At 67.4% G+C, this 14312-nt stretch carries 11 protein-coding genes; 9 read left to right on the top strand and 2 right to left on the bottom strand.

The features are described from left to right. Nucleotides 1-31: 31 nt before the first annotated feature. Nucleotides 32-1567 carry a 2-isopropylmalate synthase gene (locus ACUJ46_RS01460; protein WP_445388684.1) on the bottom strand — a complete coding sequence of 512 codons (1536 nt, stop codon included), beginning with the start codon at nt 1565-1567 and terminating at the stop codon, nt 32-34. A gap of 398 nt (nt 1568-1965) precedes the next feature. Between ACUJ46_RS01460 and ACUJ46_RS01455 the strand changes: the two genes are divergently transcribed. The 3 genes from ACUJ46_RS01455 to ptsP are packed head-to-tail and all read left to right on the top strand — an operon-like array spanning nt 1966 to nt 6490. After that, nucleotides 1966-3189, top strand: coding sequence for an aspartate kinase (locus tag ACUJ46_RS01455; protein WP_445388683.1), 1224 nt, complete (start codon nt 1966-1968; stop codon nt 3187-3189). Beyond that, a complete protein-coding gene (locus ACUJ46_RS01450) occupies nt 3186-4226 on the top strand; it encodes an NAD(P)H-dependent flavin oxidoreductase (protein ID WP_445388682.1) in 1041 nt (346 codons plus the stop codon). The genes ACUJ46_RS01455 and ACUJ46_RS01450 overlap by 4 nt, the downstream gene beginning before the upstream one ends. After that, on the top strand, nt 4226-6490 hold the full coding sequence (gene ptsP / locus ACUJ46_RS01445) for a phosphoenolpyruvate--protein phosphotransferase (protein ID WP_445388681.1): 2265 nt from the start codon (nt 4226-4228) through the stop codon (nt 6488-6490). The genes ACUJ46_RS01450 and ptsP overlap by 1 nt, the downstream gene beginning before the upstream one ends. 110 nt (nt 6491-6600) lie before the next feature. Here ptsP and ACUJ46_RS01440 read toward each other — a convergent pair whose 3' ends face one another. Continuing rightward, nucleotides 6601-7386: a hypothetical protein gene (locus ACUJ46_RS01440; RefSeq protein ID WP_445388680.1), complete on the bottom strand. Its 786-nt coding sequence runs from the start codon at nt 7384-7386 to the stop codon at nt 6601-6603. 413 nt (nt 7387-7799) lie between these two features. Between ACUJ46_RS01440 and ACUJ46_RS01435 the strand changes: the two genes are divergently transcribed. Genes ACUJ46_RS01435 through ACUJ46_RS01410 form a run of 6 tightly spaced genes read left to right on the top strand, consistent with a single transcriptional unit; the run spans nt 7800 to nt 14290 of the window. Then, the gene (locus tag ACUJ46_RS01435) at nt 7800-8189 is read left to right on the top strand and encodes a DUF3576 domain-containing protein (RefSeq protein WP_445389503.1); all 390 of its coding nucleotides are present in this window, start codon (nt 7800-7802) and stop codon (nt 8187-8189) included. Between the two features lie 15 nt (nt 8190-8204). Further along, complete coding sequence (gene leuS, locus ACUJ46_RS01430; protein ID WP_445388679.1) at nt 8205-10754, top strand: leucine--tRNA ligase; 2550 nt, start codon at nt 8205-8207, stop codon at nt 10752-10754. An 8-nt stretch (nt 10755-10762) separates the two neighbouring features. Continuing rightward, complete coding sequence (lptE, locus tag ACUJ46_RS01425; RefSeq protein WP_445388678.1) at nt 10763-11290, top strand: LPS assembly lipoprotein LptE; 528 nt, start codon at nt 10763-10765, stop codon at nt 11288-11290. After that, the gene (holA, locus tag ACUJ46_RS01420) at nt 11287-12315 is read left to right on the top strand and encodes a DNA polymerase III subunit delta (RefSeq protein WP_445388677.1); all 1029 of its coding nucleotides are present in this window, start codon (nt 11287-11289) and stop codon (nt 12313-12315) included. Before lptE ends, holA begins: the two co-directional genes overlap by 4 nt. Before the next feature lie 11 nt (nt 12316-12326). Then, nucleotides 12327-13499, top strand: a complete 1173-nt coding sequence (locus ACUJ46_RS01415) for a sensor histidine kinase (protein ID WP_445388676.1) — start codon at nt 12327-12329, stop codon at nt 13497-13499. Then, entirely contained in the window at nt 13496-14290 is a 795-nt protein-coding gene (locus tag ACUJ46_RS01410; protein WP_445388675.1) for a LytR/AlgR family response regulator transcription factor, read from the top strand. Before ACUJ46_RS01415 ends, ACUJ46_RS01410 begins: the two co-directional genes overlap by 4 nt. Nucleotides 14291-14312 lie beyond the last annotated feature (22 nt).

Genomic DNA, 14312 nt, shown 5'->3' with positions numbered 1-14312 from the left:
CGGCAAAGCTTCAGGCGAATCTTCAGCGGAATCAGGCCGCGGCGAGTGCCGAACGCCCGCGCTTCACCATCAGCTTGTTGAGCGCGTTCACATAGGCGCGCGCAGAGGCGACGAGCGTGTCATTGTGGGTGCCGACACCGCGCACCGTACGACCATGCTCCGACAAGACGACCGAAACCTCGGCCTGCGCATCGGTTCCGGCCGTCACCGCCGAAACCTCATAGAGCTGGAGGATGGCGTCATCATGCTCGACCAGCTTGCGCACGGCGTTGAACAGCGCATCCACCGGGCCATTGCCCTTCGTGGCGGCCGTCACTTCCTCGCCGTCGATGCTGAGCGTCAGGATCGCGCGCTGCGGGCCGTTGGAGCCGCAATAGACTTCCACTTCGAGCACCTGGATGCGGTCATGCCCGCGCAGCACTTCGTCATCCACCAGCGCCACGATGTCCTCGTCGAACACCTGCTTCTTGGCGTCGGCCAGATCCTTGAAGCGCTTGAAGGCGTCGAGGAATTCATTGTCGGACAGGTCATAGCCCATGCTCTTCAGCTTGTCGCGGAAGGCCGCGCGGCCGGAATGTTTGCCCAGCACGAGGCTCGACTGGCCCTGCCCCACGGATTCCGGGGTCATGATCTCGTAGGTGGAGCTGTCCTTCAGCATGCCATCCTGGTGGATGCCGCTTTCATGGGCGAAGGCATTGGCGCCCACGATCGCCTTGTTCGGCTGCACATGCATGCCCGTCACCGCCGAGATGAGGCGGCTGGCGCGGGTGATCTCGGTCGAGACGATGCCGGTGCGATAGGGCAGCACGTCATGCCGCACCTTCAGCGCCATGGCCAGTTCCTCGACAGCGGCATTGCCGGCCCGCTCGCCGATTCCGTTGATGGTCGATTCCACCTGCCGGGCGCCCGCCATCACGGCCGCCAGCGTGTTGGCGACGGCAAGGCCCAGGTCATTGTGGCAATGGGTGGAAAAGATCGCCTTGTCGGCATTGGGCACGCGGTTCAGCATGTCGCGGAACATGGCACCATAGGTTTCGGGCGTGCCATAGCCAACGGTGTCCGGCAGGTTGATGGTGCGCGCGCCGGCGTTGATCGCCGTCTCGATGGCGCGGGCCAGGAAGTCCGGGTCGGAACGGGTGGCGTCCTCGGCCGACCATTCCACATCATCGACCAGGTTGCGGGCCAGCGTCACCGATTCGCGAATCGATTCGAGCACCTCTTCGGGCGACTTGTTCAGCTTCACCTTCATGTGCAGCGGCGAAGTCGCGATGAAGGTGTGGATGCGCGGGCGAACCGCCGGCTTCACGGCCTGGGCGGCACGCTCGATGTCGGCGCGGGCAGCGCGGGCAAGGCTCGCCACGACAGCGCGCTCGCACTGGCGGGCGACGGCCTGCACGGCCTCGAAATCGCCTTCCGAGGCAATGGCGAAGCCGGCTTCGATGATATCGACGCCAAGCGCTTCGAGCTGGGCGGCGACGCGCAGCTTTTCCTCGAGGTTCATGGAGCAGCCCGGGGACTGCTCGCCATCGCGCAGCGTGGTGTCGAAAATCAGGATACGGTCGGCCATCTGTGCCTCTTCCCTTGTTCAGTCATGGATTGCCAGTCGCAACATGGGGCGTCGCGTCAACGCCACCGGCTTTGCTTAGCGCATTTCTTTGCGAAGTGCCCGTCCGGGCAATGACCCTCAGGCGCGATGCAGGCAAGCCACAGCCAGCCAATGCGCGCCTAAGGGCGCGTAAGTCGTAGCAGGCGGATGGCGGCCAAGGCTGACATGATGCATGCCGCATAACAAAGACAGGGCGCGCCTGTAAAGCGTGGCGACGGCCGATGCCTTATCCGCTCAGATCTCTTGCTTCGATCTGTTGCTTCTCAGGGGTATGGGGGGCGCGGCGTTGTCAATCCTGCCGCCGGCCCTTAAGGGGCACGCAACATCAACCCTGCGCAAGCAGCAGCTCCGGTACAGCCATGTCTCTCATCGTGATGAAATTCGGCGGAACCTCCATGGCCGGGATCGAACGGATCCGCGGCGTGGCGGCCCGCGTGAAACGCGAGGCGGAGGCCGGCAACCAGGTGGCGGTCGTGGTGTCCGCCATGGCCGGGGAAACGGACAGGCTCGTCGGCTTCTGCAAGGAAGCCTCGCCGCTGGCCGATCCGGCCGAATATGATGTCGTCGTCGCTTCGGGCGAGCAGGTGACATCGGGCCTTCTCGCCATCGTGCTCCAGTCCATGGGCGTGAAGGCGCGCTCCTGGCTCGGCTGGCAGCTGCCCGTCCACACCTCCGGCAGCCATTCCAAGGCCCGCATCCATGATGTCGGCACCGATGCGCTGCGGGCGGCGCTGGCTGCGGGCGAAGTTGCCGTCATTCCCGGCTTCCAGGGGCTGACGGACGACGGTCGCGTCACCACTCTGGGCCGCGGCGGCTCTGACACCTCGGCCGTGGCGGTGGCGGCGGCGCTGAAGGCCGACCGCTGCGACATCTATACCGATGTCGAGGGCGTCTTCACCACCGATCCGCGAATCGTGCCGAGGGCGCGCAAGCTCTCGAAGATCACCTATGAGGAAATGCTGGAACTCGCGAGCGTCGGCGCCAAGGTGCTCCAGACCCGCTCCGTCGAGCTGGCGATGAAGGAAAAGGTTCGCGTGCAGGTGCTGTCCAGCTTCTCGGACGAGCCCGGCACCCTTGTTGTCGATGAGGATGAAGTCGTGGAACAGGAACTGATCGCAGGCGTTGCCTATGACCGCAACGAAGCCAAGGTGACGTTGATTTCCGTGCCGGACCGTCCGGGCGTCGTTGCCACCATCTTCGGCCCGCTGGCCGATGCCAACATCAACGTCGACATGATCGTCCAGAACATCGCCGCGGACGGCCGGACGACCGATGTGACCTTCACCGTGCCGCGCACCGAACTGGCGCGGGCCAAGGCGGTGCTCGAAGCCAATCTCGGCGCCATCGGCTATGAACGGCTGGACATCAACGACGAGGTCGCCAAGATCTCGGTCGTCGGAGTTGGCATGCGCAGCCATGCCGGCGTTGCCGCCACCATGTTCCGTTCGCTTGCCGAGCGTGGCATCAACATCCTTGCCATCACCACCTCCGAGATCAAGGTCTCGGTGCTGATCGCCGAGGAATATCTGGAACTTGCCGTGCGCGTCCTGCACACGGCCTATGGCCTGGACGCCGCCGCATGAGCATGGCCGAAGGCGCCACGCCCCGGCTCGATGCGCTGACGACGAAGGGGCGCGCCTTCCTCGGCACACGCCATGCCATCCTTGCCGGCGCGATGAGCTGGGTGTCGGAACGGCATCTCGTCTCGGCCATCTCGAATGCCGGCGGTTTCGGCGTGATCGCCTGCGGGGCCATGCCGCCCGAGCTTCTGGCGGCCGAAATCGCCGCCACCGCCGCGCTGACGGACAAGCCCTTCGGCGTGAACCTTATCACCATGCACCCGCAGCTGATGGAGCTGATCGCGGTGTGCCGCACCGCCGGCGTGAGCCATGTGGTGCTGGCCGGCGGTCTGCCGCCCGGCCCGGCCGTCGCCGCCATCCGCGAATTCGCAAAGCTCATCGCCTTCGCCCCCAATCTTGCAGTGGCGCGCAAGCTGCTGCGCTCGGGTGTCGATGCGCTGGTGATCGAGGGTTCCGAAGCGGGCGGCCACATCGGCCCCGTGAGCCTTGCCGTCCTTGCCCAGGAAATCCTGCCCGCCCTGCCCGAGGCAACCATCTTCGCCGCTGGCGGGATCGGCCGGGGCGAAGCGATTGCCGCCCTTGTCGAAATGGGCGCAGCCGGCGTGCAGCTGGGCACGCGCTTTGCGGCATCGGCCGAATCCATCGCCCACGAGGCCTTCAAGAAGGCCTTCCTGCGCGCCCCAGCGCGCGATGCCGTCGCTTCCGTCCAGCTTGATCCGCGCCTGCCCGTCATTCCCGTCCGTGCGCTGCGCAACGCCGGGTCAGAGGCCTTCATGGCCAAGCAGCGCGAGATGGTGGCGAAAATCGAAGCCGGCGACGTGGCGCTGGCCGAAGCCCAGCTGGAAATCGAGCATTTCTGGGCCGGGGCGCTCAGGCGCGCCGTGATCGACGGCGATGTCGAGAATGGCTCGGTGATGGCTGGCCAGTCCGTCGGCATGGTGACGGCCATCGAGCCGGTCGCCGACATCATGCACAGCCTTGTCACCGAAGCCGAGGCGGCGCTGGCGCGCCACATGACGCCGGACGGGACAACGCGCTGATGCCGGCCGGCAGCGCACGCGAGCTGCTGCGCCGCCTTCATGATGTGATGGCGGCCCGAACCCCCACCCAGGCCAAGCTGGACCAGGTGGCGGAGCTGATCGCCGATGCGCTGGAATCCGAGGTGGCCTCAGTCTATCTGCTGCGGGACGGCATGCTCGAGCTGTTCGCCACGCGCGGCCTGCTGCAGAGCGCCGTGCACGTCACGCGGCTGGCGATAGGCCAGGGCCTTGTGGGCACCATCGCCGAAAACCGGTCGCCGCTGAACCTCGCCGAAGCAAGCCTGCACCCGCGCTTCGCCTATCGCCCGGAAACCGGCGAAGACCGCTTCCACAGCTTCGCCGGCGTTCCCATCATCCGGCGGGAGCGAACGGTCGGCGTGCTGGCAGTCCAGCATGTGCAGCCGCGCGACTATGACGATGTCGAGATCGAGGCGCTGCAGACGGTGGCGATGGTGCTGGCCGAACTGATCGCGGCCGCCGGCCTCGTGGACGAGACGGACGCCGCCGCGCGCCCGGTTCGCGATACCGCCCCGCTCAGGCTGGCCGGCCTGAAGCTGGTGGATGGCATGGCGCGTGGCATAGCCGTCTATCACCAGCCGCGCGTGGTGATCACGCGCACCGTTGCCGAAGACGCCGCAGAGGAACACGCACGTCTGAAGGTGGCCTTCCAGAAGATGCGCGAGGAAATCGACCAGATGGTCAGCCGCGCGGAATTCGCCGGCCCCGGCGACCATGAGGACATCCTCGAAACCTACAAGATGTTCGCGCTGGACGAAGGCTGGGCGCGACGCATCCAGGACGGCATCGACGGCGGCCTGACGGCCGAGGCCGCGATCGAGGCCGTCGCCCAGGCCCAGCGCATCCGCCTGGGCGCCGCCACCGACCCCTATCTGCGCGAGCGGCTGCACGATCTCGAGGATCTCTCGAACCGGCTCATCCGTATCGTGTCTGGCCAGTCGGGCACGGCGGCGCAGCGCGGCCTCAGGGAAGACAGCATCCTCATCGCCCGCAACCTCGGCCCGGCCGAGCTGCTGGAATATGACCGGCGCTTCCTGAAGGGCGTGGCGCTGGAGGATGGCTCGCTCACTGCCCATGTCACGATCCTTGCCCGCGCCATGGGGGTGCCGCTTCTCGGTCGCATCCGGGATCTGCGCGAACAGGTGGCGGAAGGCGACCCGCTGCTCCTCGATGCGGGTGCGGGCGCGCTTTTCGTCCGCCCAACCCAGCCCGTCATCGCCAGCTTCCTCGCCCAGACGGCGCTCAAGGCACGCAAGCAGGCCGAATTCGCCAAGCTGCGCGACCTGCCCGCCGTCAGCCGCGACGGCGTGCGCGTGAAGCTGATGATGAACGCGGGCCTGCGCTCCGACCTTCCGGCGCTCGACCTGACGAACGCCGACGGGATCGGCCTCTTCCGCACCGAGTTCCAGTTCCTCGTCTCGGCGACGCTGCCACGCAAGGGCCGGCAGGTTGCGCTCTACCGCGATGTGCTGGAGGCTGCGGGCGACAGGCCGGTCGTGTTCCGCACAGTCGACATCGGCGGCGACAAGGCGGTGCCCTATGTGGATGGCCGCGGCGAACGGGATGAAAACCCCGCCATGGGCTGGCGCGCGCTGCGGCTGGCGCTGGCGCGCTCCGGCCTGCTGGCGGCACAGGTGCGGGCGCTTCTGGAAGCGGCGGCCGGGCGCACGCTTCACCTGATGTTCCCCATGGTGGCGGAACCCTGGGAATTCGACGCCGCCTGCCGCATTGTCGAGGACCGGCGCGCAAAACTGGCGGCGGCGGGAATCCCGCACGCGCAGGACGTGCGCTACGGCACCATGCTGGAAGTGCCGGCGCTCGCCATGGTCCTTGACGAGCTGCTCCCCCGGCTCGACTTCCTGTCGATCGGCACCAACGACCTGACCCAGTTCCTGCTTGCGGCAGACCGGGGCAACCCCAAGCTTGCAGACCGCTATGACTGGCTGTCGCGCGCGGTTCTGCGCTTCCTGAAGGCAGTGGTGGACCAGACAGCCGATTCCGGTGTTCCGCTCAGCGTGTGCGGCGAAATGGGCGGCCGGCCGCTGGAGGCGCTCGCTCTCATCGCGCTGGGTGTCGAGCGCCTCTCGATCACGCCGGCAGCCATCGGCCCGATCAAGGCGATGGTCCGTTCTGCCCATATCGAGCCGCTCCGCGCGGCCATGACCGAATGGCTGATGACACCGGGAACGGACATCCGGCGCGAGCTTTCGGCCATGGCCGAAGCCCAGGGGCTAAGGATGAACTAGCGCCAGGAGCCGGCCTGAAGCGCGCAGCCCTGCCTTTCGTGTCAGACCGGAGAGCCTGTGGGTTTCAGGAAGGAAAATCCGCGCTGCGATGTCTGCAGACGCTACAGGATTCAGAAGGCGACCGAGCCGCCCAGGAAGACCGCGCGATCATCCTTGTTCGGATCGAGCGGGGTGAGGTTTTGCGGCGCCATGCGATAGCGGACACTGCCGCCCACCGAAATCTGCGGCGAGAGAGTCAAGGCGCCGCTCGCTTCCACGGCATAGCGCGGATCAGGCAGGACGCCCGTTGGCAGCAGGTCCTGTTCCTCGCGTGCGGCAGAGGCGACGATCCCCGTGCGCCAGTTGCGGGCGGCATAGCCAAGGCCGACGTCCACGCCTTCGGTGCTGCGGCCGCCGATGCCCGTATCCATGCGGCTGACACCACCCGAGACGGAGAAGCCGCGATAGGCAACCGAGACATCGACATCATAGCCACGCGGCGTGAGCGCCTGATCGGCGGCAATGGCCCGCGCGGCTGCTGTCGCGGAGCTGGCCTTGGGCGTGATATTGCGCGCCGTCATGCCGAGGGAGACGCCACGGTTGCCGCTGCGCGACGGCGTGAAGCGGAATTCGCGCTCGACCGTCTGCACCTGGCTGCTGGGCACGCGGCCCGGCGCGGTGAAGGCGAAACGGCTGACATCGAGGCTGATCGGCTGAAGGGCGAGCGCCCGTGACTTTACCTGGAAACCGGCCGGTGTCTGCTCGCTTGTCACCTGCGGCTTCAGCGTCTGGGTGCTGGCAGCCGAAACAGGTGAGGCGGCAAGGCAAAGGGCAGGCACAGCGAGGCCGCACGCGCGCATGGCCGGCCCGGCGATGCGGGCGCCTCCTGCGGCAAGGGACTCGAAGAACCTGATCATGCTTTCCTGCTAACCCAATCCGCAGCGGATTCCCAAGAGCCGGAAACGCAATCATGGCAGAAATCTGGCCATGGTGCTGCGAATCCGCCGGTGCTGTGGCTTTTGCCCCACAGCATGTTTCAATCTGATGAATGGCCGGATGAATGGCAATTCCGTCTCCGGGCATTCTCCGGTTTCGCCAGTCGCTTCGCCAGTCGGTTCGCCAGTCGGTTCGCCGCTTCTGCCCGGGCCTTCGGGGCGTGGCAGTTGCATCACGGGCCATGCGCCCTGTATGGCCGGCCGGAAGACAGGACCGGCGGGCGTGCTTGCCCCCGGTGCGGCAGACGACGGAGCATGGCTTGACCTACGCACACAGAAGTCTTTCGGCAGCGCGCGGCAGCGCCGTCATCGGCGCCGCCCTGGCAATCGGGCTCATGCTTTCGGGCTGCGGCGGGCGCGACCGCCCGGCGGCACTGTCCCAGCAGGCAAGCATCACCACCATCGGCGTCAACAGCTATCTCTGGCGCGCCAGCCTCGACACGCTGCGCTTCATGCCACTGGCCCAGGTGGATTCGGCCGGCGGCGTGATCGTGGGGGACTGGTATCAGAACCCCTCCATCCCCAATGAGCGGGTGAAGGTGACGGTCGCCATCCTCGATGCGGCGCTCCGCGCCGATGCCGTGCGCGTCTCCGCCCAGCGCGAAGTCTTCACGGACAATCGCTGGCAGGCCGCCCCCGTCCGCGCCGGCACGGTCCAGCGGCTCGAGGAAATCATCCTGGAGCGGGCCCGGACCCTGCGCCAGGCCGATCTCGCCCGGAACTGACGGGACGGGACCGCCATGGCCGACCAGAGCCGCGACGAGAGCCGCAACGACAGCCGCTACGACAATGCGCGCGATGCGCGCTGGCAGGCCCGCTGGGAGGAGGCCGGCGTGTTCCGCGCCGCCGACGAAAGCGGCAAGCCGAAAACGATGATCCTCGAGATGTTCCCCTATCCATCGGGGCGCATCCACATGGGCCATGTGCGCAATTACACCATGGGCGACGTGCTTGCCCGCGCCCGGCGCATGCAGGGCCATGCCGTGCTGCACCCCATGGGCTGGGACGCCTTTGGCATGCCCGCCGAAAACGCCGCCATGGAGCGCAAGGTGCATCCGGGCGAATGGACGCGCGCCAACATCGCCACCATGCGCCAGCAGCTGAAGCGCCTGGGCCTGGCGATCGACTGGTCACGCGAATTCGCCACCTGCGATCCTGACTATTACGGCCATGAACAGGCGTTGTTCATCGACCTGTACGAAGCCGGCCTCGTGGACCGCCGCGACGCCTGGGTGAACTGGGACCCGGTGGACAACACCGTGCTCGCCAACGAACAGGTCATCGACGGGCGCGGCTGGCGATCCGGCGCGCTGGTCGAGCGGCGCAAGCTCACTCAGTGGTTCCTGAAGATCACCGCCTTCGCCGATGAACTGGCGGCGGATCTCGCCACCCTCGACCAGTGGCCGGAAAAGGTCCGGCTGATGCAGGAAAACTGGATCGGCAAGTCGAAGGGCCTGAAGTTCCGTTTCCGGATCGAAGCGCCGCTGCCCGGCGGGCCTGACGGCTTCGACGTCTTCACCACCCGGCCCGACACGCTGTTCGGCGCCAGCTTCGCCGGCATCGCCATCGACCACCCGCTCGCCGTGGCCGTGGCCGAGCGCAGCGCCGAAGCCGCCGCCTTCATCGCTGACTGCCGCGCCAGCGGCACCGCCGCCGAGGAACTGGAAACGGCCGAGAAAAAGGGCTTCGACACCGGCCTGTCGGTCGTCCACCCGCTCGATCCGTCGCGCCGCCTGCCCGTCTTCATCGCCAATTTCGTGCTGATGGATTATGGCACCGGCGCCATCTTCGGCTGCCCGGCGCACGACCAGCGCGACCTCGACTTCGCCCGCAAATACATGCTGCCGGTGCCGCGCGTGGTCGCCGCCGCCGGAGAAGAAACCCTGCCTATCGGGGACGAGGCCTATACCGGCCCCGGAAAGCTCATCAATTCCGGCTTCCTCGACGGCATGGAGGTGGAAGCCGCCAAGGCCGCCGTCATCGCCCGCGCCGAAGCGGAGGGCTGGGGCAAAGGCACCACCATCTTCCGCCTGCGCGACTGGGGCGTCTCGCGGCAGCGCTACTGGGGCACGCCCATCCCCATCATCCATTGCGACGGCTGCGGCCCGGTTCCCGTCCCGCGTGCGCAATTGCCCGTGGTGCTGCCCGAGGACGTGAGCTTCGACCGGCCCGGCAACCCGCTCGACCGCCACCCCACATGGCGGCATGTCGATTGCCCGTCCTGCGGCAAGCCCGCCCGCCGCGAGACCGACACGCTCGACACCTTCGTCGATTCCAGCTGGTATTTCCTGCGCTTCGCTTCCCAGCCCGCAGACCGCCCGTTCGACCGGGCGGAAGCGGAATCCTGGCTGCCCGTCGCCCAGTATATCGGCGGGGTCGAGCATGCGATCCTGCACCTGCTCTATTCCCGCTTCTTCACCCGCGCGCTCGCCTCGATCGGCAAGATCGGAATCACCGAGCCCTTCCGCGGCCTGTTCACGCAGGGCATGGTCACGCACGAGACCTACAAGGGCGCCGAAGGCCAGTGGCTGGAACCGGGGCAGATCGAAAAGCGCGGCGAGGCCGCCATCGAGATCGCGACCGGCGCGCCCGTCAATGTCGGCCGCACCGAAAAGATGTCCAAGTCGAAGAAGAATGTCGTCGACCCGGACTCCATTCTCGACCGCTATGGCGCCGACGCCGTACGCTGGTTCATGCTGTCCGACAGCCCGCCCGAGCGCGACCTCGCCTGGTCCATGGCCGGGATCGAGGGCGCGCACCGCTTCGTGCAGCGGCTGTGGCGTATCGCCCGGCTGGCCAGCGAAGGCGGCGAAGGCCGCGACGAAGCGCTCGACAGGTTGCTCCACAAGGCCATCGACGGCATCACCCAGGATATCGACCGGCTGCAGTTCAACAAGGCCGTTGCCCGCGCCTATGAGCTGGCGAACGCCATCGAGAAGGCGAAGCCCGGCGCCAGCCGCACCGAAGCCGGCGAGACCCTGCTGAGGCTGGTGGCGCCGATGGTGCCCCATGTCGCCGAGGAAGCCTGGGCCATGCTGGGCAAGACGGGGCTGATCGCCGATGCGCCCTGGCCAGTGGCCGACCCGGCGCTGCTGGTGGTCGACGAGGTGACCTACGCCATCCAGATGAACGGCAAGCTGCGCGACACGCTCAGCCTGCCCAAGGGCCTGCCCCGGCCGGATGTGGAAGCCGCAGCCCTTGCCAGCCCGAAGGTGCAGCAACTGGCTGCCGGCGCCACGCCGAAGAAGGTGATCGTGGTGCCCGACCGTCTGGTGAACATCGTCCTGTGAGGCGGCCTGTGAGGCATCTGGCGGCCCTTCTGCTGTTGCTGGCGCCGCTGGCCCTTGCTGGCTGCCAGCTGGCGCCGGTCTATTCCGGCGGCTCGGCGGGGCCGGCGCAGGCCCTGCTTGGGTCGATCGAGGTTGCCCCGATTCCGGATCGCATCGGCTTTCTGGTCCATGACCGCCTGGTCCAGCGGCTGCAGCCGGCGGGCAGCCCGCGCTTCCGGCTCGACGTGGCGCTCGACGACCGGATCGAGGGCTTCGGCGTGCGCGGCGACAACTCCATCATCCGCGAACGGCGCACACTGCGCGCGCGCTACCGGCTGGTGGACATGACGACAGGCGCGACCCTGCTCGACACGACGGCAAGTGCGGATGCCGGAATCGATGTCGTCTCATCGGAATATGCCGTGGTGGCGGCCGAGACGACCGCTGTCGAAAGGCTTTCGACCGACGTCGCGGACCAGATCGTCGCCCGCATCGCCCTTCTGGGCAGCACCAGTCCGGAAAGCGCGGCGACCGCGCCGCCGCAAGGCCCGGAATGACCGCCCTGAAGCGCGACGGGTTCGCCCGCGCGCTGGCGCGCTGGGACGAGGCTATCCGCCTGCTGCTCGTGGCCGGGCGCGACGAATCCGGTATCCGCGATGCCGCAACGCAGGCGCAGGCGGCGCTTGCCGACCCGGCCGACCCGATGGCGGTCACCGACCTGACGCCCGAGGAACTGCGCGCCGATCCCGGCCGCCTGGCCGACGAGGCGGCCTCGGTCTCGATGTTTGGCGGGCGCAGGCTCATCCGCGTGACCGGCGCCGGGGAAAATTGCGCCGAGGCCGTGCGCCTGCTGCTGGCCGCCCCCGCCGCCGGCAACCCGGTGGTGATGACGGCAGGCGATCTCGGCAAGGTCAGCGGGCTGCGCAAGCTGGCGGAAGCCTCGCCGCTGGCGCTGATGCTCTACCTCTACCCGCTCGACGCGCGCGATGCCGCCCGCTGGGCGGCGGACAAGGCACGGGCGCTTGGCCTGCAGCCGGCGCCGGGCGTGATCGAGCGCCTTCTGGCCGGCACCGATTCCGACACCGGCATCCTGGCGCGCGAGCTGGAAAAATACGCCATCTTCCTCGATGCCACGCCCGAAGCGCCGCAACGGCTGGAGCCTGACCATGTCATGCTACTGGGGGCCGACAGCAGCGAGGATGACATGGCGGCCCTCGTCAATGCCGTCATGACCGGGCGGCTGCCCGCGCTGGAACAGCAGATGCAGCGGCTTTCGGGCGACAGCGCCATTCCCGCCCTGCGCGCCGTGGCGCGGCGGCTGCTGCAGCTTGCCGAGGCCCGGGCCGCCCATGATACGGGCATGGCGCCCATGGCGGCGGTCAAATCGCTGCGCCCGCCCGTCTTCTTCAAGGAGGTGGACGCCATGGCCGGAGCGCTCCGGCACTGGCCGATGCCCCGGATCCGCGCCGGGCTTGCCGCCATGCTGGACGGGGAACGCGCGATCAAGCAGCCCGGCGGCCCCGGCGAAAGCGCTGGCTGGCATGCAATCCTTTCTCTTGGCGTCGGGCGGCAAAGCGCCTAGTTTCCCCGAACATGCCTCCGGGATACCTCGCCAGCCGCGGCTTCTTCGCCGACAAGAACCGCGCCTTCTGGTTTCTGCAGATCGGCGGATGGGCAGGCTACTTCCTGCTTCGCTCGCTTGGCGGGCTGGCCAACCGCATGGGCATCGCCTTCATCCTGCCCACGATCCTCGTCACCATCACCGGCTTTTCGCTCACGCTGCTGATGGCCTGGGCCTATCGTGGCATCATCCGCATGAAGCCGGTCTGGGTGTGGAGCCTCAGCTTCATCATCCTCGTGTCGGCCTCGGTGCTGTTCTCGGCGCTGGAGGTGTGGGCGCACGCCACCTTCTACGAGCCGGGCTGGCGGCCGCAGGGCATCGAATTCTTCGGCGCGATCCTGCTGACGCTCGCCGTGCTCGGCGCCTGGTCGGGCCTTTATTACGGCATCAACTATTATCTGCTGCTGGACGAACAGGCCGAGCGGTTCGAGCGCATGGCGGCGCAGGCGAGCAGCGCCCAGCTCGAAATGCTGCGCTACCAGATCAACCCGCACTTCCTGTTCAACACGCTGAATTCCATCAGCACGCTGGTGCTGCTGGCCGAAACGGAACGCGCCAACACCATGCTCTCGCGCCTGTCCTCCTTCCTGCGCTATTCGCTGGTGGGCGAGCGCGAGGGCCAGGCGACCATCGCGCAGGAAATGCAGGCGCTGAAGCTCTATCTCGACATCGAGCGCACCCGCTTCGAGGACCGGCTGCGCACCCGCTTCGACATCGCGCCCGAAATCATGAACGCCCGCATTCCCTCGCTGCTGCTGCAGCCGCTGGTCGAGAATGCCGTGAAATATGCCGTCACCCCGCTCGAGGAAGGCGCCGACATCAGCGTCACCGGCCGCGCCATCGGCGACCGGCTGGAACTGACGGTTGCCGATACCGGGCCGGGCCTTGTCGATGGCAAGCCCGGCCCCACCCATGACGGCACGGGCGTGGGCCTCGCCAACATCCGCGAACGGCTGCAGCAGGCCTATGGCGACAACCACCGCTTCGAACTGCTTTCGAACGCGGGTTCACCCCTCGTTCAAGCGGGCAAGGCCAAGGGGCCGGGTCTTCTCGTTCTGATCGAGATTCCCCTCCAGCTCGTCAGCCCCGCCGACAATGTGCGCGAGACGGGGCTGGCCGGGGCCAATCAAGAGGTAGCAAAATGAGCATCCGCACGCTTCTCGTGGACGACGAGCCGCTTGCAATCCAGGGCCTCGAACTGCGCCTGAAGCCCTTTGCCGATGTCGAGATCGTGGGCAAGGCGATGAACGGGCGCGAGGCCATCCGCGCCATCCGCACCGAAAAGCCCGATCTGGTCTTCCTCGACGTGCAGATGCCCGGCTTCGACGGCTTTTCCGTCGTGTCCGCGCTGGCCGACATCACACCGCCGCTGTTCGTCTTCGTGACCGCCTATTCCGACCATGCCCTGCGCGCCTTCGAGGCGCAGGCGGTTGATTATCTGATGAAGCCGGTGGAAGCCGAGCGGCTGGCCCAGACCATGGACCGCGTGCGCACGCGCCTTCAGGAACGGCGCATGTGCGAGGAGGCCGAGCGCCTCGCCGCCAAGCTCGCCGAGGTGGACCCGGATTCGGTTTCCACCATCGTGCCATCGTCAGAGCCGTCGGCCGACCGGTTCGAGAAGGTGATCAACGTGAAGGACCAGGGCCAGATCTTCCGGGTGGACGTGGACACCATCGAGAAGATCGATGCCGCCGGCGACTACATGTGCCTGACGACCGCCGACAAGACCCTCATCCTGCGCGAGACGATGAAGGATCTGGAACGCAGGCTCGACCCGCGCAAATTCCAGCGCGTCCACCGCTCCACCATCGTCAACCTCGACAATGTCCGCCAGGTGAAGCCGCACACCAACGGCGAATGCTTCCTGACGCTGGCATCGGGCGCCACGGTGAAGGTTTCGCGCTCCTACCGCGACGTGGTCGCCCGCTTCCTCTGACGCCCATATCCCCCTGCCCTCC

Source organism: Sandaracinobacteroides sp. A072 (assembly GCF_052616365.1).
Note: the sequence above shows the minus strand (reverse complement) of the source record. Positions and strands in the feature narration are given on the sequence as shown.

What these genes read in the sequence shown, in the direction of transcription:
- ACUJ46_RS01460 (WP_445388684.1), bottom strand. Translation starts at nt 1,567, where the DNA reads ATGGCCGACCGTATCCTGATTTTCGACACCACGCTGCGCGATGGCGAG.
- ACUJ46_RS01455 (WP_445388683.1), top strand. Translation starts at nt 1,966, where the DNA reads ATGTCTCTCATCGTGATGAAATTCGGCGGAACCTCCATGGCCGGGATC.
- ACUJ46_RS01450 (WP_445388682.1), top strand. Translation starts at nt 3,186, where the DNA reads ATGAGCATGGCCGAAGGCGCCACGCCCCGGCTCGATGCGCTGACGACG.
- ptsP (WP_445388681.1), top strand. Translation starts at nt 4,226, where the DNA reads ATGCCGGCCGGCAGCGCACGCGAGCTGCTGCGCCGCCTTCATGATGTG.
- ACUJ46_RS01440 (WP_445388680.1), bottom strand. Translation starts at nt 7,386, where the DNA reads ATGATCAGGTTCTTCGAGTCCCTTGCCGCAGGAGGCGCCCGCATCGCC.
- ACUJ46_RS01435 (WP_445389503.1), top strand. Translation starts at nt 7,800, where the DNA reads ATGCTTTCGGGCTGCGGCGGGCGCGACCGCCCGGCGGCACTGTCCCAG.
- leuS (WP_445388679.1), top strand. Translation starts at nt 8,205, where the DNA reads ATGGCCGACCAGAGCCGCGACGAGAGCCGCAACGACAGCCGCTACGAC.
- holA (WP_445388677.1), top strand. Translation starts at nt 11,287, where the DNA reads ATGACCGCCCTGAAGCGCGACGGGTTCGCCCGCGCGCTGGCGCGCTGG.
- ACUJ46_RS01415 (WP_445388676.1), top strand. Translation starts at nt 12,327, where the DNA reads ATGCCTCCGGGATACCTCGCCAGCCGCGGCTTCTTCGCCGACAAGAAC.
- ACUJ46_RS01410 (WP_445388675.1), top strand. Translation starts at nt 13,496, where the DNA reads ATGAGCATCCGCACGCTTCTCGTGGACGACGAGCCGCTTGCAATCCAG.